The sequence below is a fragment of the Candidatus Methanoperedens sp. genome (assembly GCA_027460535.1).
In the GTDB taxonomy this organism is placed as follows: Archaea; Halobacteriota; Methanosarcinia; order Methanosarcinales; family Methanoperedenaceae; genus Methanoperedens.
Genome location: JAPZAR010000025.1, coordinates 69,899 through 84,520 on the forward strand (window position 1 = coordinate 69,899; position 14,622 = coordinate 84,520).

Annotated in this window: 19 protein-coding genes; 3 read left to right on the forward strand and 16 right to left on the reverse strand. The window is 42.7% G+C overall.

What is annotated here, in order from left to right; translation table 11 throughout:
• Entirely contained in the window at positions 1 to 2,583 is a 2,583-nt protein-coding gene (locus O8C65_10990) for an oligosaccharyl transferase, archaeosortase A system-associated (GenBank protein MCZ7357449.1), read from the reverse strand.
• A gap of 172 nt (positions 2,584 to 2,755) precedes the next feature.
• Between O8C65_10990 and O8C65_10995 the strand changes: the two genes are divergently transcribed.
• Together O8C65_10995 and O8C65_11000 are read left to right on the forward strand one after the other, a co-directional pair.
• A complete protein-coding gene (locus O8C65_10995) occupies positions 2,756 to 3,157 on the forward strand; it encodes a DUF126 domain-containing protein (protein MCZ7357450.1) in 402 nt (133 codons plus the stop codon).
• Positions 3,154 to 3,372 (forward strand): hypothetical protein, encoded by a 219-nt coding sequence (locus tag O8C65_11000; GenBank protein MCZ7357451.1) that lies wholly within the window; start codon positions 3,154 to 3,156, stop codon positions 3,370 to 3,372. The genes O8C65_10995 and O8C65_11000 overlap by 4 nt, the downstream gene beginning before the upstream one ends.
• A gap of 77 nt (positions 3,373 to 3,449) precedes the next feature.
• Here the strand turns inward: O8C65_11000 and O8C65_11005 are convergent, their stop codons facing one another.
• From O8C65_11005 to O8C65_11055, 11 genes are all read right to left on the reverse strand, one after another.
• Positions 3,450 to 5,153, reverse strand: coding sequence for a hypothetical protein (locus O8C65_11005; GenBank protein MCZ7357452.1), 1,704 nt, complete (start codon positions 5,151 to 5,153; stop codon positions 3,450 to 3,452).
• Positions 5,153 to 5,938, reverse strand: a complete 786-nt coding sequence (locus O8C65_11010; protein ID MCZ7357453.1) for a hypothetical protein — start codon at positions 5,936 to 5,938, stop codon at positions 5,153 to 5,155. Before O8C65_11010 ends, O8C65_11005 begins: the two co-directional genes overlap by 1 nt.
• 38 nt (positions 5,939 to 5,976) lie before the next feature.
• Entirely contained in the window at positions 5,977 to 6,453 is a 477-nt protein-coding gene (locus O8C65_11015; protein MCZ7357454.1) for a hypothetical protein, read from the reverse strand.
• A 4-nt stretch (positions 6,454 to 6,457) separates the two neighbouring features.
• Positions 6,458 to 7,279 carry a hypothetical protein gene (locus tag O8C65_11020; protein MCZ7357455.1) on the reverse strand — a complete coding sequence of 274 codons (822 nt, stop codon included), beginning with the start codon at positions 7,277 to 7,279 and terminating at the stop codon, positions 6,458 to 6,460.
• The gene (locus O8C65_11025) at positions 7,279 to 7,872 is read right to left on the reverse strand and encodes a hypothetical protein (GenBank protein MCZ7357456.1); all 594 of its coding nucleotides are present in this window, start codon (positions 7,870 to 7,872) and stop codon (positions 7,279 to 7,281) included. The genes O8C65_11020 and O8C65_11025 overlap by 1 nt, the downstream gene beginning before the upstream one ends.
• The gene (locus O8C65_11030) at positions 7,872 to 8,360 is read right to left on the reverse strand and encodes a hypothetical protein (GenBank protein ID MCZ7357457.1); all 489 of its coding nucleotides are present in this window, start codon (positions 8,358 to 8,360) and stop codon (positions 7,872 to 7,874) included. The genes O8C65_11025 and O8C65_11030 overlap by 1 nt, the downstream gene beginning before the upstream one ends.
• Positions 8,361 to 8,528: 168 nt before the next feature.
• Entirely contained in the window at positions 8,529 to 9,008 is a 480-nt protein-coding gene (locus tag O8C65_11035) for a type IV pilin N-terminal domain-containing protein (protein MCZ7357458.1), read from the reverse strand.
• Positions 9,009 to 9,074: 66 nt separating this feature from the next.
• Entirely contained in the window at positions 9,075 to 9,548 is a 474-nt protein-coding gene (locus O8C65_11040) for a type IV pilin N-terminal domain-containing protein (GenBank protein ID MCZ7357459.1), read from the reverse strand.
• 16 nt (positions 9,549 to 9,564) lie between these two features.
• Complete coding sequence (locus O8C65_11045; GenBank protein MCZ7357460.1) at positions 9,565 to 9,765, reverse strand: DUF5371 family protein; 201 nt, start codon at positions 9,763 to 9,765, stop codon at positions 9,565 to 9,567.
• 363 nt (positions 9,766 to 10,128) lie between these two features.
• Entirely contained in the window at positions 10,129 to 10,803 is a 675-nt protein-coding gene (locus O8C65_11050; protein ID MCZ7357461.1) for a phosphoribosyltransferase family protein, read from the reverse strand.
• Between the two features lie 18 nt (positions 10,804 to 10,821).
• Entirely contained in the window at positions 10,822 to 12,180 is a 1,359-nt protein-coding gene (locus O8C65_11055) for a nicotinate phosphoribosyltransferase (protein MCZ7357462.1), read from the reverse strand.
• 89 nt (positions 12,181 to 12,269) lie between these two features.
• Between O8C65_11055 and O8C65_11060 the strand changes: the two genes are divergently transcribed.
• Complete coding sequence (locus O8C65_11060) at positions 12,270 to 12,632, forward strand: DUF1284 domain-containing protein (protein MCZ7357463.1); 363 nt, start codon at positions 12,270 to 12,272, stop codon at positions 12,630 to 12,632.
• Here the strand turns inward: O8C65_11060 and O8C65_11065 are convergent.
• Genes O8C65_11065 through O8C65_11080 form a run of 4 tightly spaced genes read right to left on the reverse strand, consistent with a single transcriptional unit; the run spans position 12,629 to position 14,470 of the window.
• The gene (locus O8C65_11065) at positions 12,629 to 13,219 is read right to left on the reverse strand and encodes a DUF998 domain-containing protein (protein MCZ7357464.1); all 591 of its coding nucleotides are present in this window, start codon (positions 13,217 to 13,219) and stop codon (positions 12,629 to 12,631) included. The two genes, O8C65_11060 and O8C65_11065, sit on opposite strands and share 4 nt — an antisense overlap.
• Positions 13,220 to 13,256: 37 nt before the next feature.
• The gene (locus O8C65_11070) at positions 13,257 to 13,970 is read right to left on the reverse strand and encodes a HisA/HisF-related TIM barrel protein (GenBank protein MCZ7357465.1); all 714 of its coding nucleotides are present in this window, start codon (positions 13,968 to 13,970) and stop codon (positions 13,257 to 13,259) included.
• Between the two features lie 30 nt (positions 13,971 to 14,000).
• The gene (locus tag O8C65_11075; GenBank protein MCZ7357466.1) at positions 14,001 to 14,255 is read right to left on the reverse strand and encodes a type II toxin-antitoxin system RelE/ParE family toxin; all 255 of its coding nucleotides are present in this window, start codon (positions 14,253 to 14,255) and stop codon (positions 14,001 to 14,003) included.
• Positions 14,252 to 14,470: a hypothetical protein gene (locus O8C65_11080; protein ID MCZ7357467.1), complete on the reverse strand. Its 219-nt coding sequence runs from the start codon at positions 14,468 to 14,470 to the stop codon at positions 14,252 to 14,254. Before O8C65_11080 ends, O8C65_11075 begins: the two co-directional genes overlap by 4 nt.
• Positions 14,471 to 14,622 lie beyond the last annotated feature (152 nt).

Sequence of the window (14,622 nt, forward strand, 5' to 3'; positions counted from 1 at the left end):
TCAACCTAAATCAAGAGTCAATGTATGGCCCTCAAGAACATCCAGTTCACTGACTCCTATTTGTTTTGACACATTGCCTGTTGTCAATGTATATGGACCGGTAGGTTGGGTATCAAACTGAGTGTCTCCTTTATCCCCCGGGAAAAAGCAGCCAGTACATTCAAAACTTCCGGAGATCATGTCCTTTGTCGAATATGGGACTGTAAAGGCGTATGTGCCATTGGACGATGTCGTTTGTGAATATTGAATTGTTCTTCCTATATTGGTCTTTATGGTATTTGTCAGGGTAATCGTTGTATCAGGGGGTGCCCTTCCTGTGATTATCGCACCTTTGACATATTCAAATATCTTGGCATACCCTGAATTCTCTACAGGTATATTGCCCTTGTATAAGAGATTATACATGTTCTTATATTGTGCTTCCTGATTCCCTCCTGAAGAATACGGGTTGGGTGTGGATTCGTGCACCAGCCGGTAATGGCTTAAACCATTTGTATCAAATATGTGGAGTTTAGCTTCCATCGTGTTGAAATATTTCATCGAGGGGGCGTATATGGTGCCCTGGGACGATTGAACTGGTATATAGTAATCCTGATCTGTATTATCCCATTCCGCAAAAACGGTGAGGATCGCATATGCCATATAGGCATTGCTCACCACATATCTCGCTCCTGGCTCTCCGTTGATTCCCAGTTTGTCAAGGACTTCATTTGCTTTTTCTTCGGTAGGTGCAATCAAAAAAGTAGATGCTCCGGGATTGTGTGCTGATCCGCCACCGATTCCTGCCTGGAATGGGTTTGCGTTCGGGATCCTGTGTGCCCAGTACGTGATGATATGTCCATAATCCCACCAGCTCATGACCCCGTAATCGTTGCTGGAATAATTATATAGCTGGCTGTCAGGCGGTCGGGTGTAAATCGAATTATAGGGCAGATCGGGCGCTGGCGTATTATATCTCATCCAGTTAAGCGCATCATACCATTCATAATATCCGGAGGAAACGGCTCCCCACTGGGAAGTTTGCATAGTGACCTCATATGGAGAAGATCCCAGAGGCAGGAATCCGATCACTGCAATGATAATAAATAAAGATAAAATATGCTGTATCCTTATTTTTTTCAAGCCTTCTATAACGTCGTTCGTGCCGAAGTTTTTCCAGTCACCAAAGTCAAGGACTTTCGACCCTATGAAACCTAAAAGTATCGCAACATTCACCGCATAATAGTATGCAAATCTGTTCTGAGCCAGCATTATGGACAGGACGAAAATACTCCAGACAGCCAATAATGTGTGCTCGGCCCTGGAATTCCTGAATATATAATAGCAAAGGGCCAGAATTGCAAAATATGAGAGATAATAATTATAACCGAAATTTCCCTGCGCCATTTCCGGCGTCAAGGGCGAAGCTTCTGCTATAGTCAATCCCCCACCGGCTCTTCCTTGAAATATAAAATTCAGGCTGCCTATCGTAGAACCATAAAGATTCGGCAGAAATATTTTTGTAAAAATTATTAAAATTAGAATCAGGCCAATAACAAATACTAAATAATTCAGTCCGCTATATTCCCGTTTGTTCATTTCCCTGGAAACAAGACTCAAAAAGCCGAATATTAATGCACCTCCACCTGTTACTGTGAGATGCAAAAGAGAATAATGCCCTGAGTCAAATCCATTGCTCAATTCAACATACGGCAACACCATTATCATTGCGACCAAATAAGCGATAATTCCAACAATACCAAGGTATTCTGTGGACCTCCCTTTGAAATGGTCAATAATATATTGAACAATAACAAAAATGCCAAAAACAACGGCAAAAAACACACCATTTGACCAGTTGAGAAGATATGCTCCGAAGGATATGCCGGCAAGAAGAGAATATAATATGGGTGTTTTAAGAGCCGCCCAGTCCTTTTTCAGCCAGTGGTCGAAAGTAATGTTCTCTGATTTTTTGATAGCGAATACGAAAAACATCATCATCAATGATAAATAGAAAACCTCGGCCACATGGTTATCAGTAAACCCAAGAACCGATCTTGAAAGCCATTGTCCGGGCAGTATTGCTATTAAAAAAGCTCCAAGCAGTCCTGCCTTTTCATCAAGTAGTTCCTTGCCTATGAAATATACCGGGAATACCGTGAGAGCGCCCAGCACAGCAGGAAAGAATGCGCCGACCGTATCGATAGTTGATTGAGGCGGCATTCCTCCGTGCATGATGAGACCGGCCATGATGGCAAGAAAGGCTATCATTTGGTCAAATAGTGGGCCCCAGTGTAAATGAAACCCGTTTGGATAGTAAGTGAATGCATCATAAAAAATTCGATGCGGGAAGAACTGGATCGTGTTCTCCACGAGCCTCATATGGAAAACCGAATCGTCAGCGGCAAAACCCACTATCCCTCTCTGGAAAACAGTTTTTATGGGAGTTATCCCTCTTATATAAAATGAGAATAGGAATATCCCGAAGAGTATGACATAGGAAAGATGTTTTGCAGTGAACCTGCCACTCTCAATTATTTTTGTTTCGTTTCTTTTTTCAAGGGTTTTTTCCTTATACTTTTTGTTCGGTTTTGCTTTGGCCAAAGTACACCTCAGGGCTTGGTTATAAGTGGATGTCGCGATTAATAAAGATTATGGAAATTGGAATTTCAGAACATTTTCTGTTATCAGCCAAAATTGAACAAGTAACAACGGATATTTATATTTTGTAATCATTGGATTGAAAATGACACAAATGTTTGAAAAGGCAACTTAAATGATTAAACTATCAGCCCACATCGTCTCCCGGGGAAGAGCCGAAGGAGAAGCACTTGTCACTTTTCAGCCAATCTCGTTTCTGGGCAGCATCGATCCAAAAACAGGCATTGTGACAGAAAAAGGCCATGAACTTGAAGGAAAGAGCATAGAAGGTAAAGTGCTGGTATTCCCGGGGGGAAAAGGCTCAACCGTAGGGTCCTATGTGATATACCAGCTGAAAAAGAACGGCCATGCACCATCTGCCATGATAAATGTCAGGACAGAGCCTATCGTGGCCGTGGGAGCCATTATATCCGATATACCTCTTGTGGACAGGCTGGAAAAGAATCCCATCACTACTATAAAGACGGGGGATAAGGTTTTAGTGAATGCGATTGTAGGGAGTGTGGAGATACTATGAACGATGAGAAAGGTTTTATGGAAATAAAAATGAGCTCTGGCTGGTTCATGACAATATCGCTTCAGAAAAGCGACAGGTTCGAAGAAGAGAAGGAATATGTGGAAATTGCCAAGGAAAGGGGCGGTCAGAAGCAGCGAAGGTTCAATATAAACCCCAAGTATGTAAGGGCGCTGGGCGAAGCGCTTGTAAAATTCGCGGATGAGAATAAACTCTAATACATTCTGCCTCATGCCTAACATCGACTTATTCTTTATGAAGTGCGACGGCTGGGCGTGGTGATGTACCTGTGCTTTCAGTTTACACTCGCCATGACATCATAGCGGGTGATATAGAGGTACATCATAGTGGTATCTGAAGTCATTTCTGTGTAGTTCTGTAAGGCTTCATCATAGTGGATCGCCTGATTGTTCTTGAGTTTGAACTCCTTTCCGACTATTGCGCCAAATACTTCCATATCATTCTCAAGCTCTATTTTAGAATACGGTGCCCATATAAAACCCCGGTAATCCACATTATTATGGATGGTTATATCCTGGGATGATGAAGTGATGACTTGGAATAGATATGATTTGTCATTGTTGGTGGGATTTATTAATGCATTATTATTTAAATCTAATTTCTCGTTCAGGTATATTCTTACATGATAACTGCCTCTCACATTGATATTTGCATTATTTGACACTTTTAAATCGTGAGACTCAATCGCCATATTAACTGCACCTGAGGTTGTATCAAGTATCAGGACACTCTTGTCACCCAGATCAAATTTCTCGAGATAATAGTTTCCGGTGTAAATTACGCATTCAGGATTATTATCGCTATTTTTTTTCCAGTCAGAATTATTCGAGTATTTACCATCTAATGTTCTGTTCCCTGCATCCCTGAGACAAGTTGATGCAAGATTATTGTTTGTGGCTTGGTACTCATTTAACTTGCTCTGCACAAGGCTTGTTGTGCTCCCGAGACTTAATCCTTCCACAGGTCCATATTCCATTCCCAATACATCGACATAGTCAAAGCTATTGGCATAGGCATCTTTTGTTATCGTGCCTTTCCCTGTAATATCGCCGTGGGTCATAGCATTCCCTTTCACAATTGCATGGTCATCCATTTTTATTTCAGCGGTTGCACGGATGCTTCCATTTTCGGATTTGCTGGAACTGTAAGGCCCTTTGGAGGAATTATAGCTGTCTGATATTGCATTATTTTTCATTTCTATCTTCTTTGAGGCAAGTGCCCCATAGAAAAAGTTGGTGACAACCGGCTGGGTTTGAAGAGACAAAACCACTTTTTTTTCATCCGGAACCTCTTTTACTGTTGCCAAAGTTATGCTCCTGAAATAATCTGCCCATCCATCATAATACTCACTCTTCAGAGTGATAGTAACCTGCGTTACGTTCTTAGAAAGGGGATTCGGGAAAGTGGCGTTTGGACATATTATCTGTGCCTCTCCTCTCTTCTCTACATTAAGGGTTGAAGTTCCCTTGCCCCCCGAAGAATAATTCCCAGTAATATTCACAATAGGAAAAGTCAGGGTGACTCCGTTATAATTAAACTCAGGTGGGGAGAGCATAACGCTTCCTGCCGGATATTTGCTCCAGACACCGCCTCCTTCGTATGCGACTTCTCTATCTCCATTCCTGTAGACTATTTTCCCCATGGGTATTGTTACTGGGATTATTGCGCCTGTGTCCATCTTGAATTCAATTAAGACATAGCTCTGCGCAGATGATGAATTAGGTTGAATAGACACAGAACCTCCGCCCGGATTAACGTCAATGATCTGCCTCGGTGCTTCCCCCAATGCCACCCTGCTTACGCGTGAGTCCAGCATCGTATATGTCTGCTCCATATTTTGCACATTTGCCCTCTCCTCAAGTTGGTAGATCACAGGAACACCCACAAGTGTTATCATGGATATTCCTGTAACAGTTATGCCTAATATGATGACATGGCCTACAACCTCTACTGCTGCCTTTTCCGATCCGGGGAACATTATTCAATCTCCGTTACCATATCAGTATTCAGTATATAGACATCCAGATTTGGCGTGGCATTTAACCGGGCAGTATAAGGGCCTCCAATTTGAATATCCCATTTCATCGTGTTATTGAGGTAATTCCTCCATCCAGAAACATAATCTCCCGTGATAGTAATGGTAACGCTGCTCACATTGCTCCAAAAAGTGACACCGGGCTCCCCTTCTGCCCTGATCCTGCTCAAACCGTTGCCGCCAACACTGTAATTTCCGTTTATCCTGACAACAGGTATGACAAGCTTATTGTTCTGTTTATTAATCATCGGCTTGTAAGCATTCAAAACAACGCCATTGGGATATTTTATCCAGACGCCGGTGCTTTCGTACGCAACAATAGTATCTCCTATGGAATTTTGGATGTTGCCCATCTGCTCGGAATACAGGGTTGTTTCTTCATTACCGGGTTTGGTCAAATTGTACCATGTCACATTGATTTTAATAGTACTTCCCCTTCCAACGCTCAGCCGCCCCCCATATAGCTTCAGTTCCAGCATCCTGGAAGGGGCCTGTCCGAGCGCAACCTTATTTAAGTTCTCACCCACTACAACAAAACTCTGCCTGGTATTTTCAACGTAACTGCTTTCCTGGGCATTTCTCAATACGGGATATCCAGCTACACCTATAATACTCAACGAAAGCAGAATGATCCCGGTGATCGATATGTAATCCAAAACCTCAGCTACTGCATCCTCCGACTTCAGGAAATACTCGTTTTTGGATATATCTCTTGCTGATGGCATCATTCATCCAAAAATAATGGAACTCTCAGATCGTGCTTTTCCTATTGTTCCTCTATATTAATGCTATCAGTGCTACTATTGTAGTAAAGTATATAATTTTCGGCACCACTGTATATTTTTCTTCCAATAAAATTCACAGATGTATTGAAAGGAATCACTACTTTAGCCCCGTTTTCCGCTTCAATGATTATCTCATAAGAAGAATTGGTTATATTCATCGCATAGCTTTTACCTGCTATCGATTGTGATACTGGAAACTCATATTCAAGTGAATTAACACTTCCACCATAGGATTTGGTCACATTGACCATGGTATCCATGTTAGTAATCTTGATGGCAAGCCCACTTCCTATTATCCTGAAGCTCTCCGTCATGGCAGACTTTTCAGTACGCTGTGAAAGGGTGTAGAAAGAGATAATAAGTGCAGAAAATATCAAGACAGTAATTGCAAGCATAAGCATGAAACCAATTGAAATTGATACGGCATCATTATTTTTAAGAATCTTCCTAAATATCATGACTTCACCACGGCACTGAAATTGGAATCGTAATATTGGCGCGTATTTTGCTTGTGGAAAGAATTACCGTGGCATTCAGAATATAATCGCGGGCTCTGGTGAAATTTCTGCCGTAAGAGGTATTGCCTATGATTTTGAACCTGCCCCCGGCGTTCGAGCCATTCAAGAACGTGATCCTGGTAATATTGGCACCAACATTTGTAGTGAAGTTGTATGAACCATTTAGTAGACTGATATTGGAATAATTCACGCCATAGTAACGGACAAAGCCGCTTGCATTTTTTATGCTTATATTGTTGGGAGAATTCAATTTCATGGACCATAGAAATACGCTTGTTGATTGATTGCTTACATTCACCTCGAAATATGAACCTGAAACATTTCTTAATTCAAATACATATATTCCTCTGGCGCTCTCCATTATGGTCCAGTTTGTCGCGCCGCTCGCAGTCCCATTATCTGTGAAATTGGCAAGGCGACTATTATTCCAATTGCTTATATCCTGGCTTAAGTTTACGATCTCCCCGTGAAGCACATAACTCTTTTGCAGGTTTGCACTGAAATTTCGGATTTGATTACTGAAATTCATCTGGCTATCATTTCCCCCTAATTCGGTTGCATTTCTGTATGCGCTTCTTACCCCATCTTTTGAAACAATCATCAGATTTACCATATCGTTCTTTGAAAACTCATTTCCTGCTCCAATTGCCATGTTGAACTCGAATATGACACTGCCGAGCATCACCGTGGTTATAACCAGGCCAATAGCTATGATGAAAGACGCCAGAAGCATGAATTGGGCATCGCGGTTTTCTATTATCCCCATCACGTCCTCCATAGAAAAAGCCTGATATCCACTATATTTTTAAGATTGGTGGAGGGATCAATATCCTTTATCGGATTGGCAGGATTAAAAACATCACTGTTGTGCAATACGATTTTCCTGGATACTATTACAACGTTATTCGATGGGACACCTGCGTATATCCATTCTTCCGGGGCCGATGATACTGTAATGTTATCTGAAATAAAGAGAGAAGAGATCTCCACCTTGTGGGCTATGCCCTGCCTGCCTAACGTCGCGCTCAAGATCCCTGTCAGGTTATTTACAAGGCTGGTTGCATTACGTGGATCGTTGGTATTTTCCAAATACTTTGTACCATTCCACACATATTGCTCTCCAGTCCAATTTAAGATATCATTTTTGAGATTTGAATTATACCCAGGCTCTGTATAATCCAGCGTGTTCAAAATATCCTGGCCCATTACTGCAAGCTCAGTGTCCATATGCACATTTGAGGTTGACGAGGTCAGAGGCGTCATCGAGGTCGCATCTATTGCATATATAATTACCATAAGCAGGAGCGTTGTGGCAACCACTCCCTCGAGTGTATGCATCTGGGCTTTTTCATCTAACATTACCATACCCTCACTGAAATGATAGCTGATTCATTATAGCCTGTGGATGAATTTACGATTAAGACAAGCCTCTTGCTCTGGCCGATATTTATGTTTTCAGGAAGTTCTGGGCCACTCTGGTTCATTATACTGCCATCAAGACGTGTTGCCGAGATATTCACATCAAAAATGATTTCATTGCTTAACAGTCCAAGTTCACCAAGTTCATTATTGTAATAGGTCTGGTTAGAATGGTTCAACTTCATGTTATTGAAGTAATACAATTTGCCCTGGTCTATAATATTCATAGCCCCTGCTTTATCAGCAACCAGCAGTCGCTCCACCAGCACTGTGCTGACTCTGTCCGCAGCCAGTACAACTTCATCCGATCCCGACTGGAAAGGAATGAACAATCCATAAATGAACTGGAACACAAAGGCTACAGCAAGGAGAAAAATGCCCATGCCTGCGGCATAGTCAATCGTCATCTGGGCCTTATCATCTTTCACAGTGCCAATCTTGTTTTGGATTGTATTAAGATTAATGAACAACAATTGCCGCCCATAGCATGGAAATAGACCAGAGCTCATATGTGAAAAATAATCTTTTAGCACCATTATACTCATAATGATATGCTGCTATTACAAAAACCTTCTGGCCTGATATAGCCGTTATATTTATCTCACTTCGACCACCGTATCAAGCACCATGGTCTTGAAAGGATACAAAATTATTTTGACATCATACTTTTCACCCGATAACATAACCCCGGCTGTACCATCGGTATAGACCGAACGATTGGTAACGGTATAGTTTCCAGCGCCGCTGGTCAGATTGTAGGTTATTATCTGGTCTCCAGCCCTGAGGTCGCTTCCCGGATTTGAGATTTTATAAACAGGCGGCTCTCCGGCCGGAACGATGGATATCTGCCAGTCCGTTCCAACTAATCTATCCCCGGCTTTGTGCTGTATCTTGATATCGATTCCAGTAGTATCAGTATCGCTCGAAACTACAATAGCAGCCGTAGGTCCTTTCTGGTCAGGTTTTCCCATTCCAAATACGAACATTAAAACCAATGAAGCCAGCATTACGGTAACCGCCACCATCAAAATGACTCCTATGACAGGCGATACCGCCTCATCATTCCCTTTCTCCATTCTCTATATCCTTAAAAAAAAATAAAAAATGCCCCTCAAAAAAAGTAAAAGGGGCTGGTATTTCAGTTACCTTACATCTACTACTGTATCAAGCAACATGGCATTGGACGGGATGTGAACTAATTTAACATCGTATTTGCCAACCAACATGGCGGTACCACCCATTACACTTTGGTTTGTTACAATAGGGGCTGAAGCATCTGTTGTCGTGTTAGCGATGATTTGACTTCCAACTGAAAATGTGCCCAATGATGAGTTTGAAGTCACAAATACAGGGGGATTGCCAGCAACGACTACGGATAACTTCCAGTCCCCGCCTTTCAGTGTATCTCCGCCTTTGTGCTGTACCTTCAGATCAGGTGCTGTTGTATCAGGGTTGTTCGCTCCGGTTATACTTGCTGTCGGCGCGGCTACCTGCTGGCCACCTAATCCGAACACGAATGCAGCTATCACGGCTGCCAATATCACAGTTATCGCCACCATGAGGATAACACCTATGACAGGCGACACTGCATCTTCATTTCTTCTAAACATTTTCATATACATATCCTCCATTTTAAATTGCTTCTTTTTTACGTTTGACCACTTTTTCGAGCTTTTTAGCCCACATATCCTCTACCTGCGTATATTCGCAATCGAGGTAATGATGAACAGCTTTGGCGAGCGCGTCCTTAGTACTACTCTCACCCGTCTTTACTTTCAGGGCTTCGAGGTCGTCCACCACAAGAACTGTCTGCACATGCACAATCTTCGCCATCATTCATCTCCTTGAACAGGTCAAACCGCAATATATATTTGCGGGTACCATTTTTTGGTAGTGTATCATTATTATCATAATGTATTTAAATGTTACGTATAGGGGGGTTCAATGAAAAAAGTTTGTTAATCGACATGCTGAAACATATTTTTAATGATTATTTTGAAAAAACGCTCTTTTTGTGAGGGCTGGTTTTCACGGAAATATCTATCGAATAACAATATATATTATCTGCATATATATATATATTCAAAGGCGTTGCGGGTGAAAACATCGGGTTTTCACGAGAAATCTGGTAAAGAACAAGAGGAGCATGATTATATAATTCCATCGCTCCGGAGCCTTTCGTTGAAATCGAATGTATCAGAACCCATCCTTTATAATTGCCAACACCTCATGTTCATCCAGGTCATGCCATTCTTTATAGGCATCTGCCACAGCGAACATGGTTGTTTCCCTTATATTCAGGCAAATCAGTTCATCAACATGAGGGCTAACAGTCTCGATCGCATTCTTTGAAGCCGTGGGGACAGCGACTATTATTCTGGCAGGAGAGTACTTTCTGATGGAGCTTATAGCTGAAAGCATGGTATAACCTGAAGCCAGCCCATCGTCCACGATTATTACGGTCCGGTCTTTTAATTCAGGAAATGTTCTTTTACCCCTGAATTTTACTATTCTTTTATTAAGTTCGCGTTTGGCCTCAGAAATAGCAGATTCAATCTCAGCTTTCGTCAGGCCAAGCTGGCGCAATAGCATTCTGTTAATGAGCACTTCCCCATCCCAGCTTACAGAGCCAAAACCTGCCTCGGTGTTAAATGGAATTGGGATTTTCCTGACGATAACCATATCCATCGGGAGGTCAAGTTGTTTTGCAATCATCGCCCCCACGGGAACACCCCCGGATGGTATGGCCAGGACTATGGGGGATTGCGAGTATGTCTTGAGTTTTCGGGCAAGCAGTTCTCCCGCATGAGCTCTGTTCTTGAAGACGTAATTCTTGTTCCGCAGGTCAGTTTCTTCAACTATTTTTGCCATGAACTCCCCCCGGGTATGCTATTTGGCTCTAATTTCTTCTTTTCTGATTTTTTCAACAATTTTTTTTCGAAGATCGATCAATCCTTTACTGAACTCAACCGGATACACCGAAGCAGACTCAAGTTTCCTGCAACTGTCAGGCAATCTCGAAAAGTTTTCGGCTGCGGTTAGCCTTATCTCCTCAAGCGAAGGCCTACTGCAGACGATTTTCCCTTTTCTGACCGCCTGTTCCAGCAAAGGCTCCGCATTATCCACAGTTTCATCTTCCAGCGCTATAATATCTTTTAGAAATTTTCCCTTTTCAATGATGCGCCAGACAAGTTTTCTTCCGGGAAGCGTCGCCTTTACAGTCTCTTCAGAAAGTTTCATCTTGGGTATATGTTTCCCCTCCCGCATAACGTCAGATAGCTTGTATATACCGTCAAGAGCAGGGGTCGGGCGCCCTGTTATAAGTTCAGTACCTACACCGAACATATCGATACTTGCACCTTTCCTCATAAGCTCATCTATTTTCCATTCATTAAGATCGCCGCTGGCTACTATCTTAACATAATCAAGACCAGAGTCATCAAGTATTCTGCGCACCTGTTTTGAGAGTTCTGCCAGATCCCCGCTGTCAAGCCTGACCCCCAGGAGCCTCTCTCCCCTCTCCTCAAGCTCCTTTCCTACGATCACTGCTTTTTTGGCGCCTTCTATGCTATTGTAGGTGTCAATCAACAGGAAGCACCGCTTCGGGAACGCTCTGGCATAGGCGCGGTAGGAATCTATCTCATGGTCGAAGCTCGTTACGAAGGAATGCGCCATGGTACCTGAAACAGGTATACCCAGCTTCTTCCCGGCAAGCACATTGGACGTTGAGGAACATCCCCCTATGTAAGTGGCGCGTGTCGCCTCAAGATGCCCGTCGCCCTGGGCCCTGCGCAGTCCGAACTCCGCAATTGACCTGCCTCTTGCTGCATAGACCACTCGAGAGGCTTTGGTTGCGATGAGTGTCGAGAAGTTCATCTTGTTGAGTATGAATGTCTCCACAAGCTGTGCTTCGATTATTGGGGCTGTCACCCGGATGATGGGTTCGAGAGGAAAAGCGATGCTCCCCTCCGGCATCGCAAGGATGTCCCCTCCAAACCTGAAATCCCGAATGTGTTCAAGAAATTCGTCATCAAAACCCTGGGTTCTTAAGTATTCGATGTCATCTTCCTCGAAACGCAGGTTCCCGATGTAGTCAAGAACATAGCTCAACCCTGCGGTAACAAGGTATGATCCAAAGGGTATTTTCCTTACAAAATAATCAAATGTGGCTTCGGGATTATGCCCGGACTTCCAGTATGCCTGCATCATGGTGAGCTGATACAGATCGGTCCGGAGTGCTTCGCTCATATGTTTATTATTGAGACCGCTGTTAGATTAAAATTATCTGAAATGCTCTTAGAAAATAATTAATAGATTGGAAGCTCTTGTTCAACCCAATGAAAGCAAAACTCAGAGGCCATCACCTTATATGCCTGAATTTTTTTAGAGGAGAGGGCTATTCAGAAGATTTTATCAAAAATATTTATTCGGTTATATCTAAAGAAAAAGTGGACATAGTAAAAGGACCGGATGAGGTTTGCGCCAGATGCCCGTATCTGAAGGATAATAAATGTTCAAGTGGAGAATATACCGATGAAAAAATCCTGCTACAGGATAAAGAAGCGTTACGGCTCCTCGGGTTCAGACCGGGCGAGACCGTTGACTGGAAGATAATTGAGGCCAGGCTACCAAAAATTATAGAAGAATGGAAGACTGAATTCTGCCAGGACTGCGGATATCTGAAAGTCTGTTTTGGCTAGACCGTTTGCTGTGAGAACATTAAATATCCTCCAAAACCAATTGCCCATAGTAATATGGGATATGCCATCATCCTCTCCATTCCCCCGGCACCGAATCCGAGATAAATCTCAAATGCAAATAAAATAAGAGCTACCAGGCTCGTTATACCCATCAACACAGAGAAATAAGAGAACGGTGCTTTCGCCAGATTGATGGATAAGATCGTAGATAATCCTCCGAAAAGGAAAACTATCAGGGATACAACTAAATGAATCACTCCAGCAGTTTCAGGGAACAATCCGACTCCTATAGCCCCGATCCCGGTGAGAGCGAAAAATATTGAAACCATGGTGCTATGAAATTCACCCCAGATGAAATACGAACCCAGCAGGATAAGCAGTCCAAGGAGAGTTGCGGAGGTGTTAAAGATGATGGCAGAGGGTTGATGTACCGTACACGTCGTCCCGCTGCAGGTAGCCCCCAGGTCGCTTATGAAATTACTTGAAACACTATATCCGGGATACAGGAATTCCGCCACCTGCATCGCCATGATAAACTGAACCGCACCTATGAAAAATAACATCCCCGCCGCATTTTTTTTGTCCATCTGATTAACTAATCTGTCCGCCAGTATAAAGAATTTATTAACGACATCGAGATGGATTTCGGATAAGGTGCACGGGTATTGCCCCGTTGTGCACTGCCGTTGCCACAAGTGCCCCGCTCACTCCAATTTTTTCCAGAGACTCTATGTCGTGCATATCCCTGATCCCGCCTCCCACCAGAACATTGTGGTTTGATACTCCAACTATCGTTTTCAAGAATTCTGTATCAATCCCAGCGCCTGTTCCAACCCTGCTTAGCTCCAGGATGATAATATCCTCTATTTCAACCCCATTTAACGATTTTACAAGCTCCTCCGGATTCATGTCCATCTTCCTGTCTTTTGTCAAGACCATTCCATTTTTCATGTCTATGCTCACGTTAATCCTGCCTGTAGAACGTTTGCTTGCATTTTTGATCAGGTCATATGAAGCAGTCTCAGTTCCCATGATGACAATATCGGCAATCTCTGCACATTTTTCTACGTCATCCATATTTTCCACGCCAATATCCACCATTGTCCTTGTTTTTTTGGATATTTCCTTTATCAGCCCAAAATTGTCCCCTTGATGCTGTAATCGGTCAAGGTCGGCGATATAGACCTCTTTCGGCGAAAGCGCAGATATTATATCACGTGGATTGGATGAATCGCATATCTTGCTGCCCTTTATCGGCTGATACTTGGCCCTCTCCCCCCTTACGGCGTGGACTGCATTACCATTGAGTATGTCCAGCACGAAAATAATTCGAAACATTTCGTATCAATTCCCACATCCAATTTTCGACTATCTATCATAGATATTTTTCCTGTACCCAACTTTTAAAATTAATATCCTAAGTATTTTGTTATCGATATCCATTATGACCCTATAATCACCCACTCGCAGCTTATAACCCGGATCTCCCACAAGTTTAGTCACATAAGCTTCAGGTCTTACTCTAATCCTTTCCAATACTGCAATTATTCTTTCCTGGACATTTCTTTCCAGTTTCTTAAGCTGTCTGAGAGCTTTGTCCGAAAAGATGATCTCATAAGTCATAGACCAAGCTCTTTCTTGACCTCAGCTAAGGAATGGAATTTGCCTTCTTTTATCTCGGCACGAGCAAGGGCTATTTCTTTTCTTGTCTCCTCACCAAGTTCCTGGGAATCCTCCACCAAATTCCAGATTACTTCCTCATAGGTCTCTTTGTCAGAGATCTTCCTCTTAATTAACTCTTTTTGTAAGCCTTCACTTATCTGAATGGAAGTTGCCATTAATATCACTATAATCTACTATAATCTATTATAGTATTAAGTTTTTTCTTCCCCGATACCCGTGCAGTGGACAGGTCTTACAGGGTAATCACTGACCAATACTGTCGCTGTGAAGCAGACCCATAACAAATTCGAAACATAAATGTATTAGT